Source organism: Amycolatopsis sp. NPDC043885 (assembly GCF_056435685.1).
On record NZ_JBWKEA010000017.1, the window covers coordinates 145,530 to 164,912 of the forward strand.

General features: G+C 69.7%; 24 protein-coding genes and 1 pseudogene. 18 read left to right on the plus strand and 7 right to left on the minus strand.

Translation table 11 applies throughout. From position 1 onward, the window contains the following. Positions 1–253: 253 nt before the first annotated feature. The 4 genes from AC069I_RS34960 to AC069I_RS34975 form a co-directional block, all read right to left on the minus strand. Positions 254–1,078, minus strand: a complete 825-nt coding sequence (locus AC069I_RS34960; RefSeq protein WP_478233821.1) for a serine hydrolase domain-containing protein — start codon at positions 1,076–1,078, stop codon at positions 254–256. 236 nt (positions 1,079–1,314) lie between these two features. Next, positions 1,315–1,581, minus strand: coding sequence for an HPr family phosphocarrier protein (locus tag AC069I_RS34965; protein WP_007031200.1), 267 nt, complete (start codon positions 1,579–1,581; stop codon positions 1,315–1,317). 40 nt (positions 1,582–1,621) lie between these two features. Beyond that, positions 1,622–2,878 carry a PTS transporter subunit EIIC gene (locus AC069I_RS34970; RefSeq protein WP_340683155.1) on the minus strand — a complete coding sequence of 419 codons (1,257 nt, stop codon included), beginning with the start codon at positions 2,876–2,878 and terminating at the stop codon, positions 1,622–1,624. Continuing rightward, positions 2,875–3,663, minus strand: coding sequence for a GntR family transcriptional regulator (locus tag AC069I_RS34975; RefSeq protein WP_192745282.1), 789 nt, complete (start codon positions 3,661–3,663; stop codon positions 2,875–2,877). Before AC069I_RS34975 ends, AC069I_RS34970 begins: the two co-directional genes overlap by 4 nt. 224 nt (positions 3,664–3,887) lie before the next feature. On the opposite strand from AC069I_RS34975, the pseudogene AC069I_RS34980 reads away from it, so the two are divergent. Next, positions 3,888–4,133 (plus strand): annotated as a pseudogene (locus AC069I_RS34980) (PTS sugar transporter subunit IIB); the annotation flags it as partial. Beyond that, on the plus strand, positions 4,130–4,585 hold the full coding sequence (locus tag AC069I_RS34985; RefSeq protein WP_016333082.1) for a PTS sugar transporter subunit IIA: 456 nt from the start codon (positions 4,130–4,132) through the stop codon (positions 4,583–4,585). The pseudogene AC069I_RS34980 and the gene AC069I_RS34985, both read left to right, overlap by 4 nt. 65 nt (positions 4,586–4,650) lie before the next feature. Here the strand turns inward: AC069I_RS34985 and AC069I_RS34990 are convergent, their stop codons facing one another. After that, a complete protein-coding gene (locus tag AC069I_RS34990) occupies positions 4,651–5,094 on the minus strand; it encodes a QcrA and Rieske domain-containing protein (RefSeq protein WP_478267309.1) in 444 nt (147 codons plus the stop codon). A 131-nt stretch (positions 5,095–5,225) separates the two neighbouring features. On the opposite strand from AC069I_RS34990, the gene AC069I_RS34995 reads away from it, so the two are divergent. From AC069I_RS34995 to AC069I_RS35045, 11 genes are all read left to right on the plus strand, one after another. Then, a complete protein-coding gene (locus AC069I_RS34995) occupies positions 5,226–5,594 on the plus strand; it encodes a hypothetical protein (RefSeq protein WP_478227922.1) in 369 nt (122 codons plus the stop codon). Next, positions 5,591–6,103 (plus strand): sigma-70 family RNA polymerase sigma factor, encoded by a 513-nt coding sequence (locus AC069I_RS35000; protein WP_125675061.1) that lies wholly within the window; start codon positions 5,591–5,593, stop codon positions 6,101–6,103. Before AC069I_RS34995 ends, AC069I_RS35000 begins: the two co-directional genes overlap by 4 nt. Beyond that, positions 6,100–6,729: an anti-sigma factor family protein gene (locus tag AC069I_RS35005; RefSeq protein WP_478227923.1), complete on the plus strand. Its 630-nt coding sequence runs from the start codon at positions 6,100–6,102 to the stop codon at positions 6,727–6,729. The genes AC069I_RS35000 and AC069I_RS35005 overlap by 4 nt, the downstream gene beginning before the upstream one ends. A gap of 678 nt (positions 6,730–7,407) precedes the next feature. Next, positions 7,408–8,019, plus strand: a complete 612-nt coding sequence (locus AC069I_RS35010; RefSeq protein WP_478227486.1) for a prepilin peptidase — start codon at positions 7,408–7,410, stop codon at positions 8,017–8,019. 47 nt (positions 8,020–8,066) lie between these two features. Continuing rightward, positions 8,067–9,254, plus strand: coding sequence for a chorismate synthase (gene aroC, locus AC069I_RS35015; RefSeq protein WP_478227487.1), 1,188 nt, complete (start codon positions 8,067–8,069; stop codon positions 9,252–9,254). Then, positions 9,251–9,775, plus strand: a complete 525-nt coding sequence (locus tag AC069I_RS35020) for a shikimate kinase (protein ID WP_478233823.1) — start codon at positions 9,251–9,253, stop codon at positions 9,773–9,775. The genes aroC and AC069I_RS35020 overlap by 4 nt, the downstream gene beginning before the upstream one ends. After that, positions 9,772–10,179 carry a hypothetical protein gene (locus AC069I_RS35025; RefSeq protein WP_478227489.1) on the plus strand — a complete coding sequence of 136 codons (408 nt, stop codon included), beginning with the start codon at positions 9,772–9,774 and terminating at the stop codon, positions 10,177–10,179. Before AC069I_RS35020 ends, AC069I_RS35025 begins: the two co-directional genes overlap by 4 nt. Before the next feature lie 9 nt (positions 10,180–10,188). Further along, entirely contained in the window at positions 10,189–11,298 is a 1,110-nt protein-coding gene (gene aroB, locus AC069I_RS35030; protein ID WP_478227490.1) for a 3-dehydroquinate synthase, read from the plus strand. Further along, positions 11,295–11,726, plus strand: coding sequence for a type II 3-dehydroquinate dehydratase (gene aroQ, locus AC069I_RS35035; RefSeq protein ID WP_478233826.1), 432 nt, complete (start codon positions 11,295–11,297; stop codon positions 11,724–11,726). Before aroB ends, aroQ begins: the two co-directional genes overlap by 4 nt. Next, positions 11,723–12,649 carry a GNAT family N-acetyltransferase gene (locus AC069I_RS35040; RefSeq protein WP_478227492.1) on the plus strand — a complete coding sequence of 309 codons (927 nt, stop codon included), beginning with the start codon at positions 11,723–11,725 and terminating at the stop codon, positions 12,647–12,649. The genes aroQ and AC069I_RS35040 overlap by 4 nt, the downstream gene beginning before the upstream one ends. A 60-nt stretch (positions 12,650–12,709) precedes the next feature. After that, positions 12,710–14,194, plus strand: a complete 1,485-nt coding sequence (locus AC069I_RS35045) for a glycoside hydrolase family protein (RefSeq protein ID WP_478227608.1) — start codon at positions 12,710–12,712, stop codon at positions 14,192–14,194. On the opposite strand, the gene AC069I_RS35050 is transcribed toward AC069I_RS35045, so the two are convergent. Next, on the minus strand, positions 14,149–14,586 hold the full coding sequence (locus tag AC069I_RS35050; protein ID WP_192745269.1) for a B-4DMT family transporter: 438 nt from the start codon (positions 14,584–14,586) through the stop codon (positions 14,149–14,151). The two genes, AC069I_RS35045 and AC069I_RS35050, sit on opposite strands and share 46 nt — an antisense overlap. 194 nt (positions 14,587–14,780) lie before the next feature. On the opposite strand from AC069I_RS35050, the gene AC069I_RS35055 reads away from it, so the two are divergent. Genes AC069I_RS35055 through nusB form a run of 3 tightly spaced genes read left to right on the plus strand, consistent with a single transcriptional unit; the run spans position 14,781 to position 16,938 of the window. Next, a complete protein-coding gene (locus AC069I_RS35055) occupies positions 14,781–15,872 on the plus strand; it encodes a M24 family metallopeptidase (protein WP_478227493.1) in 1,092 nt (363 codons plus the stop codon). 38 nt (positions 15,873–15,910) lie between these two features. Further along, positions 15,911–16,474: an elongation factor P gene (efp, locus tag AC069I_RS35060; protein ID WP_005152384.1), complete on the plus strand. Its 564-nt coding sequence runs from the start codon at positions 15,911–15,913 to the stop codon at positions 16,472–16,474. Next, a complete protein-coding gene (nusB, locus tag AC069I_RS35065) occupies positions 16,474–16,938 on the plus strand; it encodes a transcription antitermination factor NusB (RefSeq protein WP_005152382.1) in 465 nt (154 codons plus the stop codon). The genes efp and nusB overlap by 1 nt, the downstream gene beginning before the upstream one ends. A gap of 109 nt (positions 16,939–17,047) precedes the next feature. Here nusB and bldD read toward each other — a convergent pair whose 3' ends face one another. Then, on the minus strand, positions 17,048–17,536 hold the full coding sequence (gene bldD, locus AC069I_RS35070; RefSeq protein WP_003096372.1) for a transcriptional regulator BldD: 489 nt from the start codon (positions 17,534–17,536) through the stop codon (positions 17,048–17,050). Between the two features lie 260 nt (positions 17,537–17,796). Here bldD and pyrR point away from each other — a divergent pair, with 260 nt between their 5' ends. Continuing rightward, entirely contained in the window at positions 17,797–18,393 is a 597-nt protein-coding gene (pyrR, locus tag AC069I_RS35075) for a bifunctional pyr operon transcriptional regulator/uracil phosphoribosyltransferase PyrR (protein ID WP_478227494.1), read from the plus strand. Then, a complete protein-coding gene (locus AC069I_RS35080; RefSeq protein WP_478227495.1) occupies positions 18,390–19,322 on the plus strand; it encodes an aspartate carbamoyltransferase catalytic subunit in 933 nt (310 codons plus the stop codon). Before pyrR ends, AC069I_RS35080 begins: the two co-directional genes overlap by 4 nt. Positions 19,323–19,383: the final 61 nt, after the last annotated feature.

A 19,383-nucleotide genomic window follows, 5' to 3' on the forward strand; every position in this document is an offset into this window, starting at 1 on the left:
TGAAGTACATGAAGGTCGAGTTCCCTCGGCTGAGTCGAGGGAAGGGGTCCTTCACGCGCGGCCGCTGTGCCTGCTGTGGTCGCTGGTGTACCTGGGACGAGAGCGGCGACCCTGAAGGTCCGTGAAGGCCTCCTTCACTACCTTCAGGGTAGGCAAGGAGGCCTTCACGGACACATGATCAGCCGCGGCCAAATTCAGCAGACACCCGTGGCCCTGACCCGAATCGCCACTCACGACCCACCGGGTCACCTGGTCACCCGCCACGTTTACCCAGCTCGGCCAGCACGGCGTCGGTGTAGGGCGGCCACACCTCGGCCGCCCACGGGCCGAAAGCCCGGTCGGTGAGCGCGACGCAGGCGGCACCGGCATCGGGATCGACCCAGAGGAACGTGCCGGACTGCCCGAAGTGACCGAAGGTCCGCGGCGAACTCGACGAGCCGGTCCAATGTGGACTCTTGTGGTCGCGGATTTCGAATCCGAGCCCCCAGTCGTTCGGCTTCTGGTGGCCGAAGCCGGGCAGGACGCCGGAAAGTCCGGGGAAGACCACGGAAGTCGCCTCGCGCACCGTTTCGGCGGCGATGAGCTTCGGTGCCTGCAGTTCGGCGGCGAACGCCACCAGATCGTCCACAGTGGACTCGGCGCCCGAAGCGGGGGAGCCGGTCAGCTTGGTCGCCTTCATGCCCAGCGGCTGGAAGAGCGCCTCCGCCTGATAATCGGCGAAGGGGATGCCGGAATGCTCGGCGAGCGCGTCGGCGAGCTGTTCGAAGCCGGCGTTGGAGTACAGGCGCCGGTTGCCCGGCGCGGTCATCGGCTTGTGCTCGTTGAAGGCCAAGCCCGAGGTGTGCGCGAGCAGATGCCGGATCGTGGAGCCCTCCGGCCCGGCGGGGGTGTCGAGTTCGACGACGCCCTCTTCGATCGCGATCAACACGGCGTAGGCGGTGAGCGGCTTGGTCACCGACGCGAGCCGGTACACCTTCTTCGTGTCGCCGTGCGTGCCCAGCACGTCACCGGCGGCGGTCACCACGGCCGTGGCGGCGTTGTCCACCGGCCACTGTTCGATCCCACGCACGCTTTCCATGCCCAACACCCTACGAAGCCCGGGCCGGTCGGGGCGGCCCGGGCTTCGCAGGATCCTGTCGGCGGAGCTGAAGGTGCACCTGTAGAGGTGACCGTACGCGTGAACCCGCCCGGCCGAAGGGCCCCGCTATCGCGGTGGCAGGGCGCCCAGTCCGCATCCGTGACGTGGATGACCGGATGGCGCCCTGCCGACGTCGATCGCGGTCGCGGGTTCACCACGGACACGCAGCGGTCGGATCAGGCGTCGAGGTCGGTCGCCACCAGCTCGGCGATGGCGTCGACGGCCGCCTCGGCCCCCTCACCCTCGGCACTGATGATGACCTCGTCGCCGTAACCGGCGGCGAGCGTCATCAGGTTCAGCACGCTGCCGGCCGCGACCGGGTCACCGCCCGCCTTGGCGATGTGCACCGCGACGGGCTGCGCCGCGGCCGCCTTGGCGACCGTCGCCGCGGGCCTGGCGTGCAGGCCCACCTTGCTGGCCACGGTGACGCGTTTCTCCGGCATGTTCTTTCCCTTTCGTGCCTTCGGTTCTGCTGAGCTGAAACTACTTGACGGGCTTCGCCGCGGTGGCTTCGAGATCGGCCTCGATCGCGTCGTCCTCGCGGCCGGGGGTCCGCAGGTTCCACTTCTTGATCACGAAACGGAAGATCACGTAGTAGACGACCGCGTAGGCGAGACCGATCGGGATGAGCAGCCAGACGTTGCCGCTCGCCGCCGGGAGGGAGCTGTTGAGCGCGAAGTCGATCGCACCGGCGGAGAAGCCGAAGCCGAGGTGGATGTCGAGCGCGTTCACCAGTGCCATCGACGTACCGGTCAGGATCGCGTGGATCAGGTACAGCGGCCACGCGACGAACATGAACGAGAACTCGATCGGCTCGGTGATACCGGTCAGGAACGAGGTCAGCGCGCCGGCGATCATCACACCGCCGACGATCTTCTTCTGGCTGGGCTTCGCGCTCTGCCAGATCGCCAGCGCCGCGGCGGGGATGGCGAACATGAAGATCGGGAAGAACCCGGTCATGAACGTGCCGCGGGTGGGGTCACCCTTGAAGAACTCGGTCAGGTCGCCACCGTCGAAGATGAACCAGACCGGCACGTTCAGCAGCTGGTGCAGACCGACCGGGATCAGCAGCCGGTTCAGCACACCGTAGATGCCGCCACCGACGACCGGTGCGCCCGTGACCGCCTCGCCCGCGGCCTGGATGCCTTCGTTGACCCAGTGGAAGACCAGGCCGAAGGGCACCGCGAGGAGCATCAGCGTCAGGGCGGTGATGATCGGCACGAACCGGCGCCCGCCGAAGAAGGCCAGGTACGGCGGCAGTTTGATGCGGTAGAACTTCTGCCACAGCAAGGCGGTGACCAGACCGACGATCACACCGGCCAGCACACTGTAGGACCACTTCATCGGGTTGAGCATCAGGCCGGCGGGCTTCTCGGGGTTCCAGCCCGGCAGCTCGGAGAACGGCGTGAACACCTGGAGGACGCTGGTGAACACGAAGAAGCCGACCACGGCGGCCAGCGCGGTCGCGCCGTCGCTCTTCCGGGCGAAGCCGACGGCGATACCCACCGCGAACAGGAGCGGCAGCCAGTTGAACAGCGAGTTGCCTGCCGCGCCGAGGACTTCGGCGACCTTGTCCCAGCCGAGGCCGTCCTTGCCGAGCAGGTCGGGTTGGCCGAACCTGTTCAGGAGCGCGGCGGCGGGCAGGGCGGCGATGGGGAGCATGAGGCTGCGGCCGAAGCGCTGAAGCCCGGCCAGTCCCTTGCCTTTGCCCTTCGCCCCCTCCGCGGTGGTGGAGCTCATCGGGTACCTCCGTAGTGAGGATGATGACCGGAATCCGGGGTGTTCCGGTCCAGCTGCATGGTGACCTGGTAGTGATCGCCCCGGTACCAGGAAGTCATGTCTTCGATCGGTTCCCCGTTGACGCTGGAGACCCGGCGGAAGACAAGAAGCGGACTGCCGGCGCGCATGCCGAGCAGGCGTGCCGTTTCGCGGTCCGCGGATTCGGCCCAGACCGTCTGCCACGCGTGGTCCGGGCGCAGGTCGTACGACTGGGCGAGTTGGACGTACAACGATCGGGTGAGATCGAGGTCGAGCAGACCGGGCATCCGGCCCGCGTGATACCAGCCGCGTTCGACCGCCAGCGGCACCCCGTCGGCACGGCGGAGCCGGACGATGCGGTGTGCCGGAGTTCCGGCGGCCAGACCGAGCGCGTGCGCCGAGGGGGCGGGCGGGACCTCGGTGGCGGTCTTGACGACCTCCGTGGTCGGGGTCATCCCGCGACGGCGCATGTCCTCGGTGAAGGACATCAGGTAGAGCTGCAGTTCCATCCGCCTCGCGGCGGTGAACGTCCCCTTGCCGCGCACTCGCGACAAGAGCCCTTCTTCGACCAGCTTGCCGATCGCCGAGCGGACCGTGAGTCTCGACACCTGGTAGGTCTCGGCGAGGTCACGTTCCGAGGGGATAGGAGAGCCGGGGGGTAGCTCACGCTCCACCGTGCGGCGCAGAATCTCCCGCAGCTGGGCGTGCTTGGGCGTCGGTCCGTTGATCACACGGTCGGACGGCGGCAGCTGCGCCGAAGCGCTCATGACGGTCACCGTCCTTTCGGGCCGGTCGGTCGGGGAACCCGTACTCGCATCTGGTCCGGAAGATTGGTACGTTCCGGTCTAGACCAATGATCCGATGGGGCAGGATGCTCCGTCGCACGAGCGGGTGTCAACCACCGTTACGCGTTCGTGGCCAGGGATCACGTGCGAGTCGGCGAACGGCGTAGTACAGCTGGTTCGCATGTGGGAAACCGACAGGGAACAGGGAGACCGCGATGGCGGATGACAGGGCGGAAAAGATCCTCGCGGGGCTCGGCGGTGCCGAGAACGTCATCGAGGTCGAGGGGTGCATCACCCGGCTCCGCTGTGAGCTCGAAGACATGAGCCTGCTCGACGAGGCGGCGCTGAAGGCCGCCGGTGCGATGGGCGTCGTGCGCATGGGGGCCGGTGTCCAGGTCATCGTGGGCCCCGAGGCCGACAACATCGCCAGCGACATCGAGGATCTGCTGTGAGTCTCGAGATCCTCAGCCCGGTGAGCGGTAAGACGACCGCTATGACCGAAGTGCCCGATCCGGTCTTCGCGCAGGCGATGGTCGGCCCCGGCATCGCGGTCCTGCCCTCGGGCGGACGCCAGGACGCGGTCGCCCCGGTGGACGGGACGGTCGTGACCCTGCACCCGCACGCGTTCGTGGTGGCCACCGAAGACGGCCGCGGCGTGCTGGTCCACCTGGGGATCGACACCGTGAAGCAGAAGGGCGAGGGGTTCACCCTCCACGTCGTCAAGGGCGAGGCCGTCCGCGCCGGGCAGCCGGTGGTCGGCTGGGACCCCGACGCGGTCAAGGCCGCCGGCTACTCGCCGATCGTGCCCGTGGTGGCGCTGGACGCGAAGGCGGAAGTCCTTTCCGGGCTGCTCACCGGTGGCGACGTCGAGGCAGGCGACCCGATTTTCACCTGGGACAGCTGAAAGCTTGCCGAAAGGGTCCCTTTAGGACGGAATTCCCGTCCTAAAGGGACCCTTTCCGCGTTTTCTCAGGCCGTGACGACCTGGCCGTTCGTGACCTTGACCGCGATCGAGGGCAGCGGCTGGTCCGCCGGTCCCTTTTTGACCGCGCCGGTCACGGCGTCGAAGATCGAGTTGTGGCAGGGACATTTCAGCTCCGCGCCCTCGGGCACGACCGCGCACCCCTGGTGCGTGCAGATCGCGCTGAACGCGGCCGCCGTGCCTTCGGCGGTCCTGGTGACGATGACGTCCTTGCCGTCGGCGGTCTTGGCGGCCTTCGCCTTGCCGACCTCGATGTCGGAGAGCGCGGTCAGGGTCTCACCCGGCGCGGCGGCGGGCGGTGCGGCGGTCGAACCGGACGGCGGGTTGCTGTCGCTTCCGCAGGCCGTGAGGGCCACGGCACCGACGGCCGCGCCGGCGACGGCGGCCCCGGTGGTCAGGACGGTGCGGCGGGAGTGGAGTTCGGCAGTCATGCCCCTACACACGGTCCAGACGGCCATCCGGTTCAATTTCGGCGGCCATCGGGAGCGAGATTGAACCGCGAGGCCCGTTTTTCCGTGTTCAAAGGCATAGAGGAACCGAACACGCGGAAAGAGATACGGACATGATCCGGTGGTTGTTGCGGGCGGTGGTGGCGGCGGGCCTCCTCGGCTCGGCGTGGGTGCATTACGTCGTATGGCAGGACTGGGCCTCGGAAACGGATGTGGTCGGCCCGCTCTTTCTGGTGAACGTGGTGGCGGGCGTGGTCATCGCGGTCGCCGTCCTGGTCTGGCGCCACTGGCTTCCCGCGCTCGCGGCCATCGGTTTCGGCTTGGCGACACTGGGCGCGTACGTGCTCTCGCTGACCACAGGGTTCTTCGGCGTCTCGGAACGCTTCACCACCCAGGCCGAGCTGTGGGGCCTGATCACCGAAGTGGCTTGCGTGGTCTTCGCGCTCCCGCTGCTCCTGAACCGGGAAAGCACGGATCGGTGAAGGAATTCGCGGAGGACCGGCTGATGCGGGCTTTGCACGATGAGCACGCGGCGGCACTCTGGTCCTACGCGCTGCACCTCACCAGCGGCGACCGGGTCCGCGCGGAGGACGTCGTCCAGGAGACGCTGCTGCGGGCCTGGCGCAACGCCAAGGTGCTGGACCAGTCCGAAGGGTCGGCGCGGGGCTGGCTGTTCACCGTCGCGAGACGGATCGCCATCGACGACTGGCGCGCTTCCGAGGCCCATCCCGAGGTGGTGACCGGCCAACCACCCGAAACGGCGGTCACCGACGGCACCGAACGGGCCGTCCAGGGCTGGCTGGTCGCCGAAGCCCTCGGCGAACTGTCGCCGAGACATCGGGACGTCCTCGTCTTGTGCTATTTCCAGGGTTACTCCGTCGCCGACGCCGCGAAACGGCTGGGTGTGGCCGAAGGGACGATCAAGTCGCGGACGCACTACGCGTTGCGGGCGCTGCGGCTGATATTGGAGGAAAGAGGGGTGACTCAATGACCGACCCCTTCGCCACCTACGACGCGGCCTACGTGCTCGGGGCGTTGTCCCCGGAAGACCGGTCCGCCTACGAGAAACACCTTCGCGTCTGCGACCGGTGCGCGGAATCCGTGCGCGACCTGGCCGGGATCCCCGGACTGCTCGCCCAGGCCGGTGCCCCGGCGCTGCTGGAGGACGAACCGGCGCCCTCGCCGGACCTGCTGCCGACCGTGCTCAAACGGGTCCGCCGGGGAAGGCGGATCCAACGGGCCATCACCACGACCGCGGCCGGGGCGGCCGTGGCCGCCGGTGTCGCGCTCGTGGTCGTCCTGACCGGGCCGGTCGTGGCGGCAGGCGACCCGATGACCCCGCTCGGCGACTACCCGGTAACCGCCGAAGTCGCCATGTCCGCCACGGAGACCGGCACGAAGGTCGACATGACCTGCAGCTACGGCGGCAACCGCAGCGGGGACTACATCCTGGTCGCCGTCGGCGCCGACGGCGGCACCAGCGAGCTGGCGTCCTGGCGCGCGATGCCCAAGGACACCGCGCATATCGTGGTCGGCACCGCGATGCGCACCGGGGACATCAAGGCGCTGGAGATCCGCACGCCCTCGGGTCTCCCGCTGCTGCGGATGACCCCCTGATCCCGGTGTCATGACAGGCCTTCGACACCGGACGCGAGGCGGATTGCCTTCGATCGCGGAAAACTATCGGGGTCTGTGGCGCATCGGTTGCTGCTGGTGGCCCGTGACCACAGTGACGCCGCCGGGCAAGGCCGTCCGCGCGAGCCGAACCCACCACGGAGCCCGGACACTTCCTCGACTGTCCACAAGGGACTATTCCTGGGGTGACAGTGCCCGATTTGAGGCATTTGCGAGAGTCTGGATAGGGGTCGTGAGTGGCAAAGAGGGTTAGAACCCTCTTTGCCGCTCACGACCCCCATTGGAATCGGTCACAGGTACATAAATCGGGCATTCGGTCGGCGGAAAGCCGCTCGTGAGGACACTCAGGGCTCTGCGGGCCCCGTCCGCGCCCTTGCGGCAGAATCCGAATCGCACTCAGGTGAGCGGCCATACCGCACGCTGCCGCCGACCGGGGCCGAAGGACGCTTTCACCACGCGTCATGCGGCGAAAGCTCCCTTCACCACATGCGACGCGGTGAAGGGCCCCTTCAGCCCACGCCCGCCGCGACGCGCCCACGTCCCTGAACGGCCCGTTCACGACTTCAGCACCCGCGCCCGGCCTGCCGAAAGTGCGTGAAAGTTCCTGTCACGAAAAGAAATTCTTGTCTCACCGAGCGCGACGGGCGCACTCTTGATCTTGTGTTCACGCCGATCGCCATCGCGGTGGCGGGCGCCGGATCGGCGCTCGCCACGCGCTCCTGCCTGCGCCGGGCGGGAGCGCCGGTCACGGCGTGGGCGGCCGCCATCGCCGCGGCGGCGCTCGTCGTGGTCTGGCTGCGGTACGACGCCGGTGCCTGGCCGTCGTGGTGGCTCGCCGTCCCGGCCGTGCTGACCGTCTTCGCCGTCCCGCTGGCGCTCGCCGACCTGAAGTACCGCCGCCTGCCCGACGTTTTGACCCTGCCCGCGTACCCGGCACTGGCCGCCGCCCTCGCGATCGCCGCGCACGGGGGAGGGGCCGCCATCGCGTGGCGGGCCGTGCTCGGCGCGCTGGTCTTCGGCGGGGCGCACGCGCTCGTCCACGCGTTGTCGCCGCGCTCGCTCGGCGCCGGAGACGTGAAGCTCGCGGGCAGCCTGGGCGCGGTCCTGGCCGCGACGGGCTGGCCGTCGATCGTGCTCGGCGCCGTCGCCGCCGCGTTACTGAGCGTGGCGCTCGCGGTGGGCGGCCCCCGGCATCCCACGGTGCCGCACGGGCCCGGTCTCCTGGTCGCGGCGTGGGCGCTCGCCGTCTTCGCCGGACCCGGTCCGGGATAGCCCGGCCTGTACCGGGACAGAGAGGAGGTTGTGACAGGATCTGTCAGGTGTTGCGCTGGATAACCGCAGGGGAATCGCACGGACCCGCCCTCGCCGCCATCCTGGAAGGGATGCCCGCCGGGGTCGAGGTCACCACCGCCGAAGTGGGCGAGCAGCTCGCGCGCCGGAGGCTCGGCTTCGGCCGTAGCCCCCGGATGGGCTTCGAGACCGACCACATCGAGTTCACCGGCGGCGTCCGGCACGGGCTCACCCAGGGCGGCCCCGTCGCGGTCCAGATCGAGAACGCCGAGTGGCCCAAATGGGAGAAGGTCATGTCGGCCGATCCCGTGCCCGCCGAGGAGCTGGAAGGCCTCGCGCGCAACGAGCCGCTGACCCGTCCCCGGCCCGGCCACGCGGATCTGCCGGGGATGCAGAAGTACGGCTTCCCCGAGGCCCGTCCGGTGCTGGAGCGCGCGAGCGCCCGTGAGACGGCGTCCCGCACGGCGCTCGGCACGGTGGCCCGTGCGTACCTCAAGCAGCTGCTCGGGGTCGAGATCCTCAGCCACGTCGTGTCCATCGGCGGTGCGTCGGCCCCCGAGGGGCCGCTGCCGGTCCCGTCGGACCTGCCCGCCATCGACGAGAGCCCGGTCCGTGCCTTCGGCCAGGAGGGGACCGACGCGATGGTCGCCGAGGTCGACGCCGTGCGGAAGGCGGGTGACACCGTCGGCGGCGTGATCGAGGTGCTCGCCTACGGCCTGCCGCCGGGCCTCGGCTCGCACGTCCACTGGGACCGCAGGCTCGACGCCCGCCTCGCCGGCGCGCTCATGGGCGTCCAGGCGATGAAGGGCGTGGAGGTCGGCGACGGCTTCACCACGGCCAAGCGGTGGGGCAGCCAGGCTCACGACGAGATCGACCGCGGCACCGGCCCGGTCGGGGTGACCCGCCGGTCCAACCGCGCGGGCGGCCTCGAAGGCGGCATCACCAACGGCGAGCCGCTGCGCGTGCGCGTCGCCATGAAGCCGATCTCGACCGTCCCCAAAGCACTGTCCACTGTGGATGTCACCACCGGCGAACCCGCGGTGGCCATCCACCAGCGTTCCGACGTCTGCGCGGTGCCCCGGGCCGGGGTCGTGCTGGAGTCGGTGGTCGCGCTGGTGCTCGCGGACGCCGCACTGGAGAAGTTCGGCGGCGACTCGCTGGCCGAGGGCAAGCGCAACGCCGAGGCCTACCTGAAGGCGCTCGAGGAGCGCTGGTGACTCCTCGCGCGGTGATCATCGGACCGCCGGGCTCGGGCAAGAGCACGGTCGGCCCGGCGCTCGCCGCCCGGCTCGGTCTCGCCTTCCGCGACAGCGACGACGACATCGTCGCGAGCGCGGGCAAGCCCATCACCGACATCTTCGCCGAGGAGGGCGAGCCCGCCTTCCGCGCGCTGGAGGAGGAGATGGTCGCGAAGGCGCTGGCCGAGCACGAAGGCGTCCTCTCGCTGGGCGGGGGAGCGCCGATCACGCCGGGCACCCGCGAACGCCTCGCCGGGCACACCGTGGTCTTCCTCAACGTCGGGATGGCCGCGGGCGTCCAGCGCGCCGGGCTCTCGACCGCGCGCCCGCTTCTGGCCGGGGTGAACCCCCGCGCCACCTACAAGGCGCTCCTCGACGCGCGCCTGCCGGTGTACCGCGAGGTCGCCACGTTCGAGATCGAGACCGACCACCTGACCGCCGACGAGGTCGTCGAGGCCGCCCTCATCGGGCTGAACGAGATCAGCAAGGACCGAGCATGAAACGCACGACCGCAGGCGTCCTGCTCGCCGTCGTGGCCCTGACCCTGACCGCGTGTGGTGAGGAAAGGCAACCTCCCGGCGCGGACGTGATCCAGACGAGTGCGGCCACCAGCGCCGCGCCGGAGGCGGATGTCGCGGCCGACGTCAAGGTCACCAAATGCGACAGCGGCGGCTACACCCCGAAGATCACCATCGAGGTCACCAACAGCACCGCGGAAGACGCGCGGTACGCCGTCACCATCGCGATCAAGGACGCCGACGGCAAGGCCTCCGGGGAGGCGTTGTTCGCGAAGAACCGGATGACGCCCGGCCAGACGGTGACCGAAGAGATCCCGGGGGACACCCCGGTCAAGGGCAAGATCACCTGCGAGGTCGCGAGGGCCAAGCGGCTTCCGCCGAAGTGAAGGGGAACGATGACCGAGCCGGTCCGCATCACCGTCAACACCGCCAAGCCCTACGACGTCGTCATCGGCCGAGGCCTGCTGGGCGAGCTCACCGAGCAGCTCGCCGACGCCTCCAAGGTCGCGCTGATCCACCCGCCGACGCTGACGACCACCGCCGAGGCCATCCGCGACGAGCTGGCCGAGGCCGGGATCGACGCGCACCGGGTCGAGATCCCCGACGCCGAGGACGGCAAGGCGCTCACCGTCGCCAGCTTCTGCTGGGAGGTCCTCGGCCGCATCGGCCTCGACCGCCAGGGCGTGGTCGTCGGGCTCGGTGGCGGCGCCGTGACCGACCTCGCCGGGTTCGTCGCCGCCACCTGGATGCGCGGCGTCCGCCTGGTCAACGTGCCCACCACGCTGCTGGGCATGGTCGACGCCTCCCTCGGCGGGAAGACGGGCATCAACACCGAGGCGGGCAAGAACCTGGTCGGCGTCTTCCACGAGCCGAGCGCGGTCCTCGTCGACCTCGCGACGCTGGAAACGTTGCCCCCCAACGAACTCGTCGCCGGAATGGCCGAGGTGGTCAAGGCCGGGTTCATCGCCGACCCGCGGATCGTCGAACTCGTCGAGCAGGATCCCGCCGTGGCGCTGGACACCACCGGCGAAGTCCTCGGCGAGCTGGTCCACCGCTCGATCCAGGTCAAGGCCGACGTCGTCGCCGCCGATCTGCGCGAGTCGGATCTGCGCGAGATCCTCAACTATGGCCACACGCTCGCCCACGCCATCGAGCGCCGCGAGCGGTACCGGTGGCGCCACGGCGCGGCGGTCAGCGTCGGCCTGGTGTTCGCCGCCGAACTCGCGCGCCTGGCCGGCCGTCTCGACGACGCCACCGCCGAGCGGCACTCGTCCGTGCTCAAGCTGCTGGGCCTGCCGACCACCTACGACCCGGACGCGCTCCCGCAGCTGCTGGAGACGATGAAAGGTGACAAGAAGACCCGTTCGGGTGTGCTGCGTTTCGTCGTCCTCGACGGGCTCGCCAAACCCGGCAGGCTGGAAGGCCCGGACCCGTCGCTGCTCGCCGCCGCGTACTCGGTGGTGGCCGGTGAAGCCCCCAAGCCCGGCGGGAGTGTGCTGCTGTGAAGGTGCTCGTCCTCAACGGCCCCAACCTCGGCAGGCTCGGCCTGCGCGAACCCGGTATCTACGGTTCGGCCACGCACGCGGATCTGGTCTCCATCTGTGTCGAAACCGGCAAGGAGCTGGGGATCGACGTCGAGGTCCGGCAGACCGACCACGAGGGCGAGATGGTCGGCTGGCTGCACGAGGCCGCCGACGCGGGGTGGCCGGTGGTGCTCAACGCCGCCGCGTGGACGCACTACTCGATCGCGGTCCGCGACGCCGCCGCCCAGCTCACGGCGCCGCTGATCGAGCTGCACATCTCCAACGTGCACAAACGTGAGCAGTTCCGGCACCACAGCGTGCTGTCGGATATCGCCACCGCCGTGATCGCCGGGCTCGGGGTCGACGGGTACCCGCTGGCCCTGCGCTGGATGGCCGCGAACGCGGCATGAACAACCCTCCCACGCTCGAAACCGCGAGGCTGCGGTTACGCGCGCTGACGGAGGCGGACACCGACGCGATCGTCAAGCTCTTCGCCGACCCGGCGATGAGCTCGCATTTCGCGGTGCCTCTCACCGAGCCGGACCGTGTCCGCGAAATGGTCGGCCGCAGGTTGTCCTACGACGGCCCGGCGGGGATGGGGCACTGGGCGATCGAACGCGACGACGAGGTGATCGGCCTCGCGCATCTGCGGCCGTCGCAGGAACTGCCCGGCGACGTGCCGGAGATCGGCTACTACCTGGCCCGTGCGCACGGCGGGCAAGGCCTCGCGACCGAGGCCGCGAAGGCCCTGCTGGAGCACGGACTCGTCGGACTCGGCCTGTCGTCGGTGTGGGCGCTGGTCGGCGAGTCCAATGTGGCCAGTCAGAACCTGGTGCGGCGCTTGGGTTTCCTCGACGTCGGCGGTGGAGACCACTACGGCAGCGGGCCGCACCGGGTCTTCGTCGCGCTGCCTTCGGACCACGGCCGCGCGCACCACATCGAGCTGTGGGTGCCCGATCTCGGCCGCGCGGAGGAGAGCTGGGGCTGGCTGCTCGGCGAACTCGGCTGGCGCGAGTTCCAGCGCTGGCCCGCCGGGGTCAGCTGGAAACACGGCGCGACCTATCTCGTCGTCGAGCGCTCTCCCGCGCTCAGCGGCGAAAAGCACGAGCGCACCGCCCCGGGCCTGAACCATCTCGCCCTGCACGTCGAGTCCCGCGAACGGGTGAACGAACTGGCCGCGAAGGCCCTCGAACACGGCTGGTCGCCGATGTTCGCGGACAAGTATCCGTATGCGGGCGGTGATCACCACTACGCCGCCTACCTCGAAAACGCCGATGGCTTCGAAGTGGAATTGGTCGCTCTCCCGGGTACTGACGTCACTCGACAGGGCTAAGCCTCGCTACACTCGGCCATCATGCGCCTTTTTCGTGGGGGTCGGCGACCCGCCCGTGCCGTGGTGGCCCTCTTCGCGGCCGGCGCGGTCCTCGTGGCGTGCAGCGACGGCACGGTGCAGTCCCAGGCCGACGGCAAGGGCGGCGGGATCGGCGGAGCCCAGCAGGCGCCCAAGGAAAAGCCGCGCCGGATGAACGTCGAGCTCGTGACGAGCGATCCGCGAGCCAGCGGCGGCGTGGTGGCCGCGGGCGATCAGGACGCGGTCTACAACTACAGCCCGACCGTGATGCGGGACGGCGGCAAACTCAAGATGTGGTGGTGCAGCCAGTACGGCAGCGCCCAGCCGCCCGGCGACGACGTCCTCTACGCGCAGTCGCCCTCGCTCGACGGTCCGTTCACCGGCCCGTCCGGTGGTGGCCCAGCGGCGGTGTTCTCGGGCGCGCCCGGCGGTTTCGACGGCATGCACACCTGCGATCCGTCGGTGATCAAGGTCGGCTCGACCTACTACATGTACTACACCGGCGCGGCGGGCGACCACGCGCTCGGCAACTCGATCGGCCTCGCGACCAGCCCGGACGGGCTCACGTGGACGCGGGCGGCCGGCGGGAAGCCGATCATCGGGCCGTCGCACGACGTGCACCGCGACAACGTTTACGGCGCGGGCCAGCCCTCGGCGGTGTACCTCGACGGTTGGTTCTACGTGCTCTTCACCGACACCACAGCGAAGGGCGCCGGATGGAACGGCGCCGGGCAGTTCCTGCTCCGCGCCAAGGACGCGGCGTTCACCCGGAACGTGGAAACGCTGGGGGAGCAGGGCTTCCTCGCCAAGCCCAGCACGACCTCGCCGCGCACCCGTTCGCTGGTCGACGGGTTCAGCACCGACCTGATGTGGGTCGGTTCGCTCGACGCCTTCGTGATCGCGCACGAGACCGAAAAGGGCACCAGCCTCACGTTCTGGACCAGAGACTTCTCCGCGCAGCCGTACCGGCAGGCGATCATCCCCGGCGTGTGGAAGGAAGGCCCGGGGCTGGTCCGGCGGCCCGACGGGCACGCGCCGCTCTCCTCGGGCGACGTCTGCGATCGGGTCCCGTTCGACGTCGTCCGCGCCACCGTCATCGGCGGCGCGGGGGCGCCGACCGACCTCAAGCACTTCGGCCTGGACGTCCGCGGTTCGCGGGCGTGCGAGGACGAGGCCCGGATCCGGACCTCGTTCGAAGGCGTCGCGATGCCGTCGCCGCAGCGGACCATCGACCTGGTGGCCGACGGCACCCTGGTCCGGGTCGACCGGCGCTCGGTGGCGGCGGCGCTCGCGGGCGAGGTGCTGAACGAGCGGCTCAAGGCCGTCGACAACCTCCCGCGGGCGGCACGGTTGAGCGCCGGGGCGAGGGTGGTGCACGCGCCAGGCCGGGGGTTCGGCGTGGTGCTCGACGGCAAGCTCTTCGCGCTGCCGGACGGCGGGGCGGCGGCGCTGAACGACTCGGCCGTCGAGAAGATCGCCGATCAGGCCTGGGACGGCTTCCCGGCGGGTTTCTCGCTCGCGGGCTGATCGGCCTTGGTGATGCGGCCGCCGACGAACAGGCCGAGCCCGGCCGGGATGAGCACCAGCAGGGCCGAGAAGGCGGCGCCGCCGGTGAGCGCGCCGCCGAGCTCCGAAGCGCCGGTCTGATCGACGAATACCGCGCGGCCGATCACGTACAGCACGCCCGAGACCGGACCGGCGATCAGCGCCGCGATGAACCAGTTCTTGCCGCGTTCGGGTTTGCCCTGCCAGGCGTCCACCGCGCCCCAGCCCGCGGCCGCGCCGACCAGGACGGCGAGAGTGAGGGCGGTGACGAGGGTCTTGTCGGTGGGGTTGAAGACCTCGTACTTGGCCAGCACGGTGACGGCCGCGCCGTGCAGCAGCGCCATCACGAGTCCACGAGTCAGCCACGGTGCCATTGGGGGAGTTTAACTCGCCAGTAGCGATGGTCACGCCCGCGCGGCCCTTGATAGCGGGCGAAAGGTCCGTGAAGGCCTCCTTCCCTACCCTCAAAGTAGGGAAGGAGGCCTTCACGGCCCACCGGACACCACACCCGGCGCAAGTGGTCGGCGAAACGCGTGCCACCGGCAGCGAACCCCCTAAACTCCATCACGTGCGTGAATACTTCTCTCGCCGCCGCGCGGCGCTGCGTTCCCTGCTGGCCGACTCCGGGGTGGACGCGCTGCTGGTCACGGACCTGCTCAACATCAGGTACCTGACCGGCTTCACCGGGTCCAACGCCGCTCTCCTCGTCCACGGGAGCGGCGACGACAAGACGATCTTCTGCACCGACGGCCGCTACACGGTCCAGTCGGCGACGGAGGTGCCCGACCTCGAGCGGGTGCTCGACCGCGCGAGCGCGGCGAAGCTCGCCGATCTGGCGGCCGGAAAACACTTCGGCAAGACAGGGTTCGAGAGCCAGCACGTCAGTGTCGAGCAGCACGAGGACCTCAAGGTCCGCTTCGACCGCGTCGAGCTGGTGCGGACGCCCGGGCTCGTCGAGCGGCTGCGGCTGGTCAAGGACGAGCAGGAGATCGAGGCGCTGCGCCAGGCGTGCGCGGCGGCCGACCGGGCGCTGGAGGACCTGGTGTCCGCCGGCGGGCTCCGGCCGGGCCGGACCGAGCTGGACGTCGCCCGTGACCTCGAGAATCGCATGCTCGGCCACGGGTCGACCGGGCCTTCCTTCGACACGATCGTCGCGGCGGGCGCCAACTCCGCGATCCCGCATCACCGGCCCACCTCGGCCGTGCTGGCGACCGGCGACTTCGTCAAGATCGATTTCGGCGCCACGGTCGACGGCTACCACTCCGACATGACCCGCACGTTCGTCCTCGGCAAGCCCGCGGCCTGGCAGGAGGAGATCTACGAGCTGGTCCAGCGCGCGCAGGCGGCGGGCTGTGACGCCGTCCTCCCCGGCGCCGAAGTGTCCGAAGTGGACAAGGCGGCCCGTGGCGTGATCGTGGGCGCGGGGCGCGGCGAGGAGTTCGGCCACGGGCTCGGCCACGGCGTCGGGCTGCAGGTGCACGAGGCGCCCAGCCTCGCCGCGACCGGCGTCGGTACACTGTCCGCCGGTATGGCCGTCACCGTCGAGCCTGGTGTGTATCTGCCCGGACGCGGAGGCGTGCGCATCGAGGACACGCTGGTCGTGCGGGAAGGTACGCCCGAACTCCTCACGCTGAGCACCAAGGAACTCGTGGTCGTCTGACGGCGGCCCGGAAGATCGACACAGGAGACTGCACACTCGTGGCCACCACCAACGACCTGAAGAACGGGCTCGTCCTCAACCTCGACGGCCAGCTCTGGACCGTCACCGCGTTCCAGCACGTCAAGCCGGGCAAGGGCGGCGCGTTCGTCCGCACGACGCTCAAGCACGTGCTGACCGGCAAGGTCGTCGACAAGACCTTCAACGCGGGGACGAAGGTCGACACGGCCACCGTCGACCGCCGCAACATGACGTACCTGTACAAGGACGGCGCGGACTTCGTGTTCATGGACGCGGAGACCTACGACCAGATCACCGTCCTGGCCGAGACCGTCGGCGACAACGCGAACTACCTCCTCGAGAACTTCGAGGTCCAGGTCGCGGTGCACGAGGGCGTCCCGCTGTACATCGAGCTGCCGACCTCGGTCGAGCTGATCGTCCAGCACACCGACCCCGGCCTGCAGGGCGACCGTTCCACCGGTGGCACCAAGCCCGCCACCCTGGAGACCGGCGCCGAGATCCAGGTGCCGCTGTTCCTCACCACCGGCGAGAAGATCAAGGTCGACACCCGTGACGGCCGCTACCTGGGCCGCGTCTCCAGCTGATGGCCGGTTCAGACAAGTCCGGCAAGTCGCCGAACCGCGGTGGGCCGATCAGCCGTCGCCAGGCCCGCAAGCGGGCGGTCGAGATGATGTACGAAGCCGCCCAGCGCGGTGCCGACGCGGTGACGCTGCTGGCGGACCGGGTCGGTTCGGTCGAGGTCGACCCGATCGCGGACTACACGATCTCGCTGGTCGAGGGCGTCACGGGCCGCAAGACCCAGATCGACGAGCTGCTCTCCGAGCACGCTCAGGGCTGGACGCTGGACCGGATGCCGCCGGTGGACCTGGCGGTGCTCCGCGTCGGCGTGTACGAACTGCTGTGGGCCGAGGACGTGCCGGACCCGGTCGCCATCGACGAGGCCGTCGGGCTGGCGAAGGAGCTGTCGACCGACGACTCGCCGCGCTTCGTGAACGGCGTGCTCGGCCGGATCGGTACGATCGCCGACCGGCTGCGCGCGGTCCTCTAGAAGACGTACGACAACGGGCCGTGTCCTCTGCCGAGGGCACGGCCCGTTCTCGTGCTCGGTGGTGCCGGTTGGCGTTTCCGGTCCCCCCGGACCGAAAACGTCGCCATCTCTAGTCCTCTTTGGACGGTCGAGCCTCGGGCGGCAGCACACCCCAGTCGATCAGCTGCTCGGTGAGCTCGCCGGGGGTCATGTCGTAGATGATCGCCAGCGAACGGAGGTCCTCGGTGCGGATCGAGAGCACCTTGCCGTTGTAGTCGCCGCGCTGGCTCTGGATGGTGGCCGCGTAGCGGGCGAGTGGACCGACCTTCTCCGCCGGGAGCTGCTGGAGACGCTCCAGGTTGATGACGATCTTCGTAGCGGGTTCCGCGCCCGACGGCACCCGGCCCTCCGGCAGCAGCTCGACCACCGGGACGCCGTAGAAATCGGCGAGCTCGGCGAGCTTCTGCACGGTGACGGCGCGGTCCCCGCGCTCGTACGAACCGACGACGACGGCCTTCCAGCGGCCTCCGGACTTCTGCTCGACCCCGTGCAGGGACAGACCCTGCTGCTGGCGGATCCCGCGGAGCTTGGCCCCGAGCGCCTTGGCGTAATCGCCCATCTGGTGGTTCTCCGTTTCCTCACCCCCAACCGGTCGGGGTGACCGGTCCAGGGGACTCCTAGAGTCGAATACTCAGAGTAATGGTTACGCATAGTTGTCACCAGGTCAAGCGGGTGCTTTCGAGAGGCCTTCGTCACCTGGGGCGCGCCACTCGCAAGAATGAGCGATCGCTCCTGCTAGTGTCGGGGAGATTTCCTCGCTACGCAGGAAGTCGACGTCCTTTAAGGACCCGTCCAGAGAGGCGGGGAAGGAGGTCCGCCTTGTCGTCACGCCCGCGTGGCGCGGCGGAACCGGCGGGAGAGCGCGAGCTGCTCTCGTCCGGCGATGTCGCGCGCACGATCGCCCGAATGGCCCACCAGGTCATCGAGAAGACCGCTCTCGGTGCCGGTGGCTCGACTCCGCCCGTGTTGCTGGGCATCCCCACCAGGGGAACCCCGCTCGCCCTGCGGCTCGCGGACAAGATCGCCGAGTTCTCCGGCGTCCGTCCGCCGACCGGCGCGCTGGACATCACGCTCTACCGTGATGATCTCCGCCGCCGCCCGCCCCGCGCGCTCGAACATTCGCAGCTGCCGCCGACCGGTATCGACGACGCGGTGGTGATCCTGGTCGACGACGTGCTGTTCTCCGGCCGCACCATCCGCGCCGCCCTCGACGCCCTGCGCGACCACGGCCGCCCGCGCGCGGTCCAGCTGGCCGTGCTGGTCGACCGCGGCCACCGCGAACTGCCGATCCGCGCCGACTACGTGGGCAAGAACGTGCCCACCTCGCGCGCCGAGGGGATCGAGGTCCTGCTGTCCGAAGTGGACGGACGGGACTCGGTTCTGCTTCGCGCGCAACCAGAAGGAGATCGATCGTGAAGCACCTGCTCGCCACCGACGGGCTCGACCCGGCGCTCGCGACAGCCGTGCTGGACACCGCCGAAGAGCTCAAGCACACCTTGCTGGGCCGCGAGGTCCGCAAACTGCCGACGTTGCGCGGCCGCACCGTCATCACGCTGTTCTACGAGAACTCGACCCGCACCCGCGTCTCGTTCGAGATCGCGGGGAAGTGGATGAGCGCCGACGTGATCAACGTCTCCGCGTCCAGTTCCTCGGTCAACAAGGGCGAATCGCTGCGCGACACCGCGCTGACGTTGGCCGCGGCCGGCGCCGACTGCGTGATCATCCGGCACCCCGCCTCCGGTGCGGCGCAGCGGCTTTCGGGCTGGCTCGCCGAAGCGGGGACGGCGGTGGTCAACGCCGGGGACGGCACCCATGAGCATCCGACGCAGGCGTTGCTCGACGCGGCCACGCTGCGGGAGCGCCTCGGCTCGTTCGAGGGCCGCCGCATCGGGATCGTCGGCGACGTCCTGCACAGCCGGGTCGCGCGGTCGAACATCCACCTGCTGTCCTCGCTGGGCGCGGAGGTGGTGCTCGTCGCGCCGCCGACGCTGCTGCCCGCCGGCGTGGAGAGTCTGCCGGTGACGGTGTCGCACGAACTCGACGCCGAACTGCCCGCGCTCGACGCGGTCATGATGCTGCGGGTCCAGGCTGAACGCATGCACGGGGGCTTCTTCCCCTCCGCGCGCGAGTACTCGATCGCTTACGGCCTCAACGAACGGCGGATGAAGCTCCTGCCCGAGCACGCCGTCGTCCTGCACCCCGGCCCGATGCTGCGCGGGATGGAGATCGCCTCGGCGGTCGCCGACTCCCCGGCCTCGGCCATCACCGAACAGGTCCGCAACGGCGTCCACGTGCGCATGGCGGTCCTCTACCACCTGCTCGCCAGCGAAGGGGGCGACGCATGAAGTCGAGGACTTCGCGGTTCGCGAATCGCCCCGAGAGCGCACAGGCGCACGAACGTGCGCA

Excerpts from the sequence above, each read along its gene's own strand:
- AC069I_RS35040 (WP_478227492.1), top strand. The coding sequence starts at position 11,723 with ATGAACAACCCTCCCACGCTCGAAACCGCGAGGCTGCGGTTACGCGCG.
- aroB (WP_478227490.1), top strand. The coding sequence starts at position 10,189 with ATGACCGAGCCGGTCCGCATCACCGTCAACACCGCCAAGCCCTACGAC.
- AC069I_RS34995 (WP_478227922.1), top strand. The coding sequence starts at position 5,226 with ATGATCCGGTGGTTGTTGCGGGCGGTGGTGGCGGCGGGCCTCCTCGGC.
- AC069I_RS34970 (WP_340683155.1), bottom strand. The coding sequence starts at position 2,878 with ATGAGCTCCACCACCGCGGAGGGGGCGAAGGGCAAAGGCAAGGGACTG.
- bldD (WP_003096372.1), bottom strand. The coding sequence starts at position 17,536 with ATGGGCGATTACGCCAAGGCGCTCGGGGCCAAGCTCCGCGGGATCCGC.
- AC069I_RS34990 (WP_478267309.1), bottom strand. The coding sequence starts at position 5,094 with ATGACTGCCGAACTCCACTCCCGCCGCACCGTCCTGACCACCGGGGCC.
- AC069I_RS35025 (WP_478227489.1), top strand. The coding sequence starts at position 9,772 with ATGAAACGCACGACCGCAGGCGTCCTGCTCGCCGTCGTGGCCCTGACC.
- AC069I_RS34965 (WP_007031200.1), bottom strand. The coding sequence starts at position 1,581 with ATGCCGGAGAAACGCGTCACCGTGGCCAGCAAGGTGGGCCTGCACGCC.
- nusB (WP_005152382.1), top strand. The coding sequence starts at position 16,474 with ATGGCCGGTTCAGACAAGTCCGGCAAGTCGCCGAACCGCGGTGGGCCG.
- AC069I_RS34960 (WP_478233821.1), bottom strand. The coding sequence starts at position 1,078 with ATGGAAAGCGTGCGTGGGATCGAACAGTGGCCGGTGGACAACGCCGCC.
- AC069I_RS34975 (WP_192745282.1), bottom strand. The coding sequence starts at position 3,663 with ATGAGCGCTTCGGCGCAGCTGCCGCCGTCCGACCGTGTGATCAACGGA.
- AC069I_RS35005 (WP_478227923.1), top strand. The coding sequence starts at position 6,100 with ATGACCGACCCCTTCGCCACCTACGACGCGGCCTACGTGCTCGGGGCG.
- AC069I_RS35050 (WP_192745269.1), bottom strand. The coding sequence starts at position 14,586 with ATGGCACCGTGGCTGACTCGTGGACTCGTGATGGCGCTGCTGCACGGC.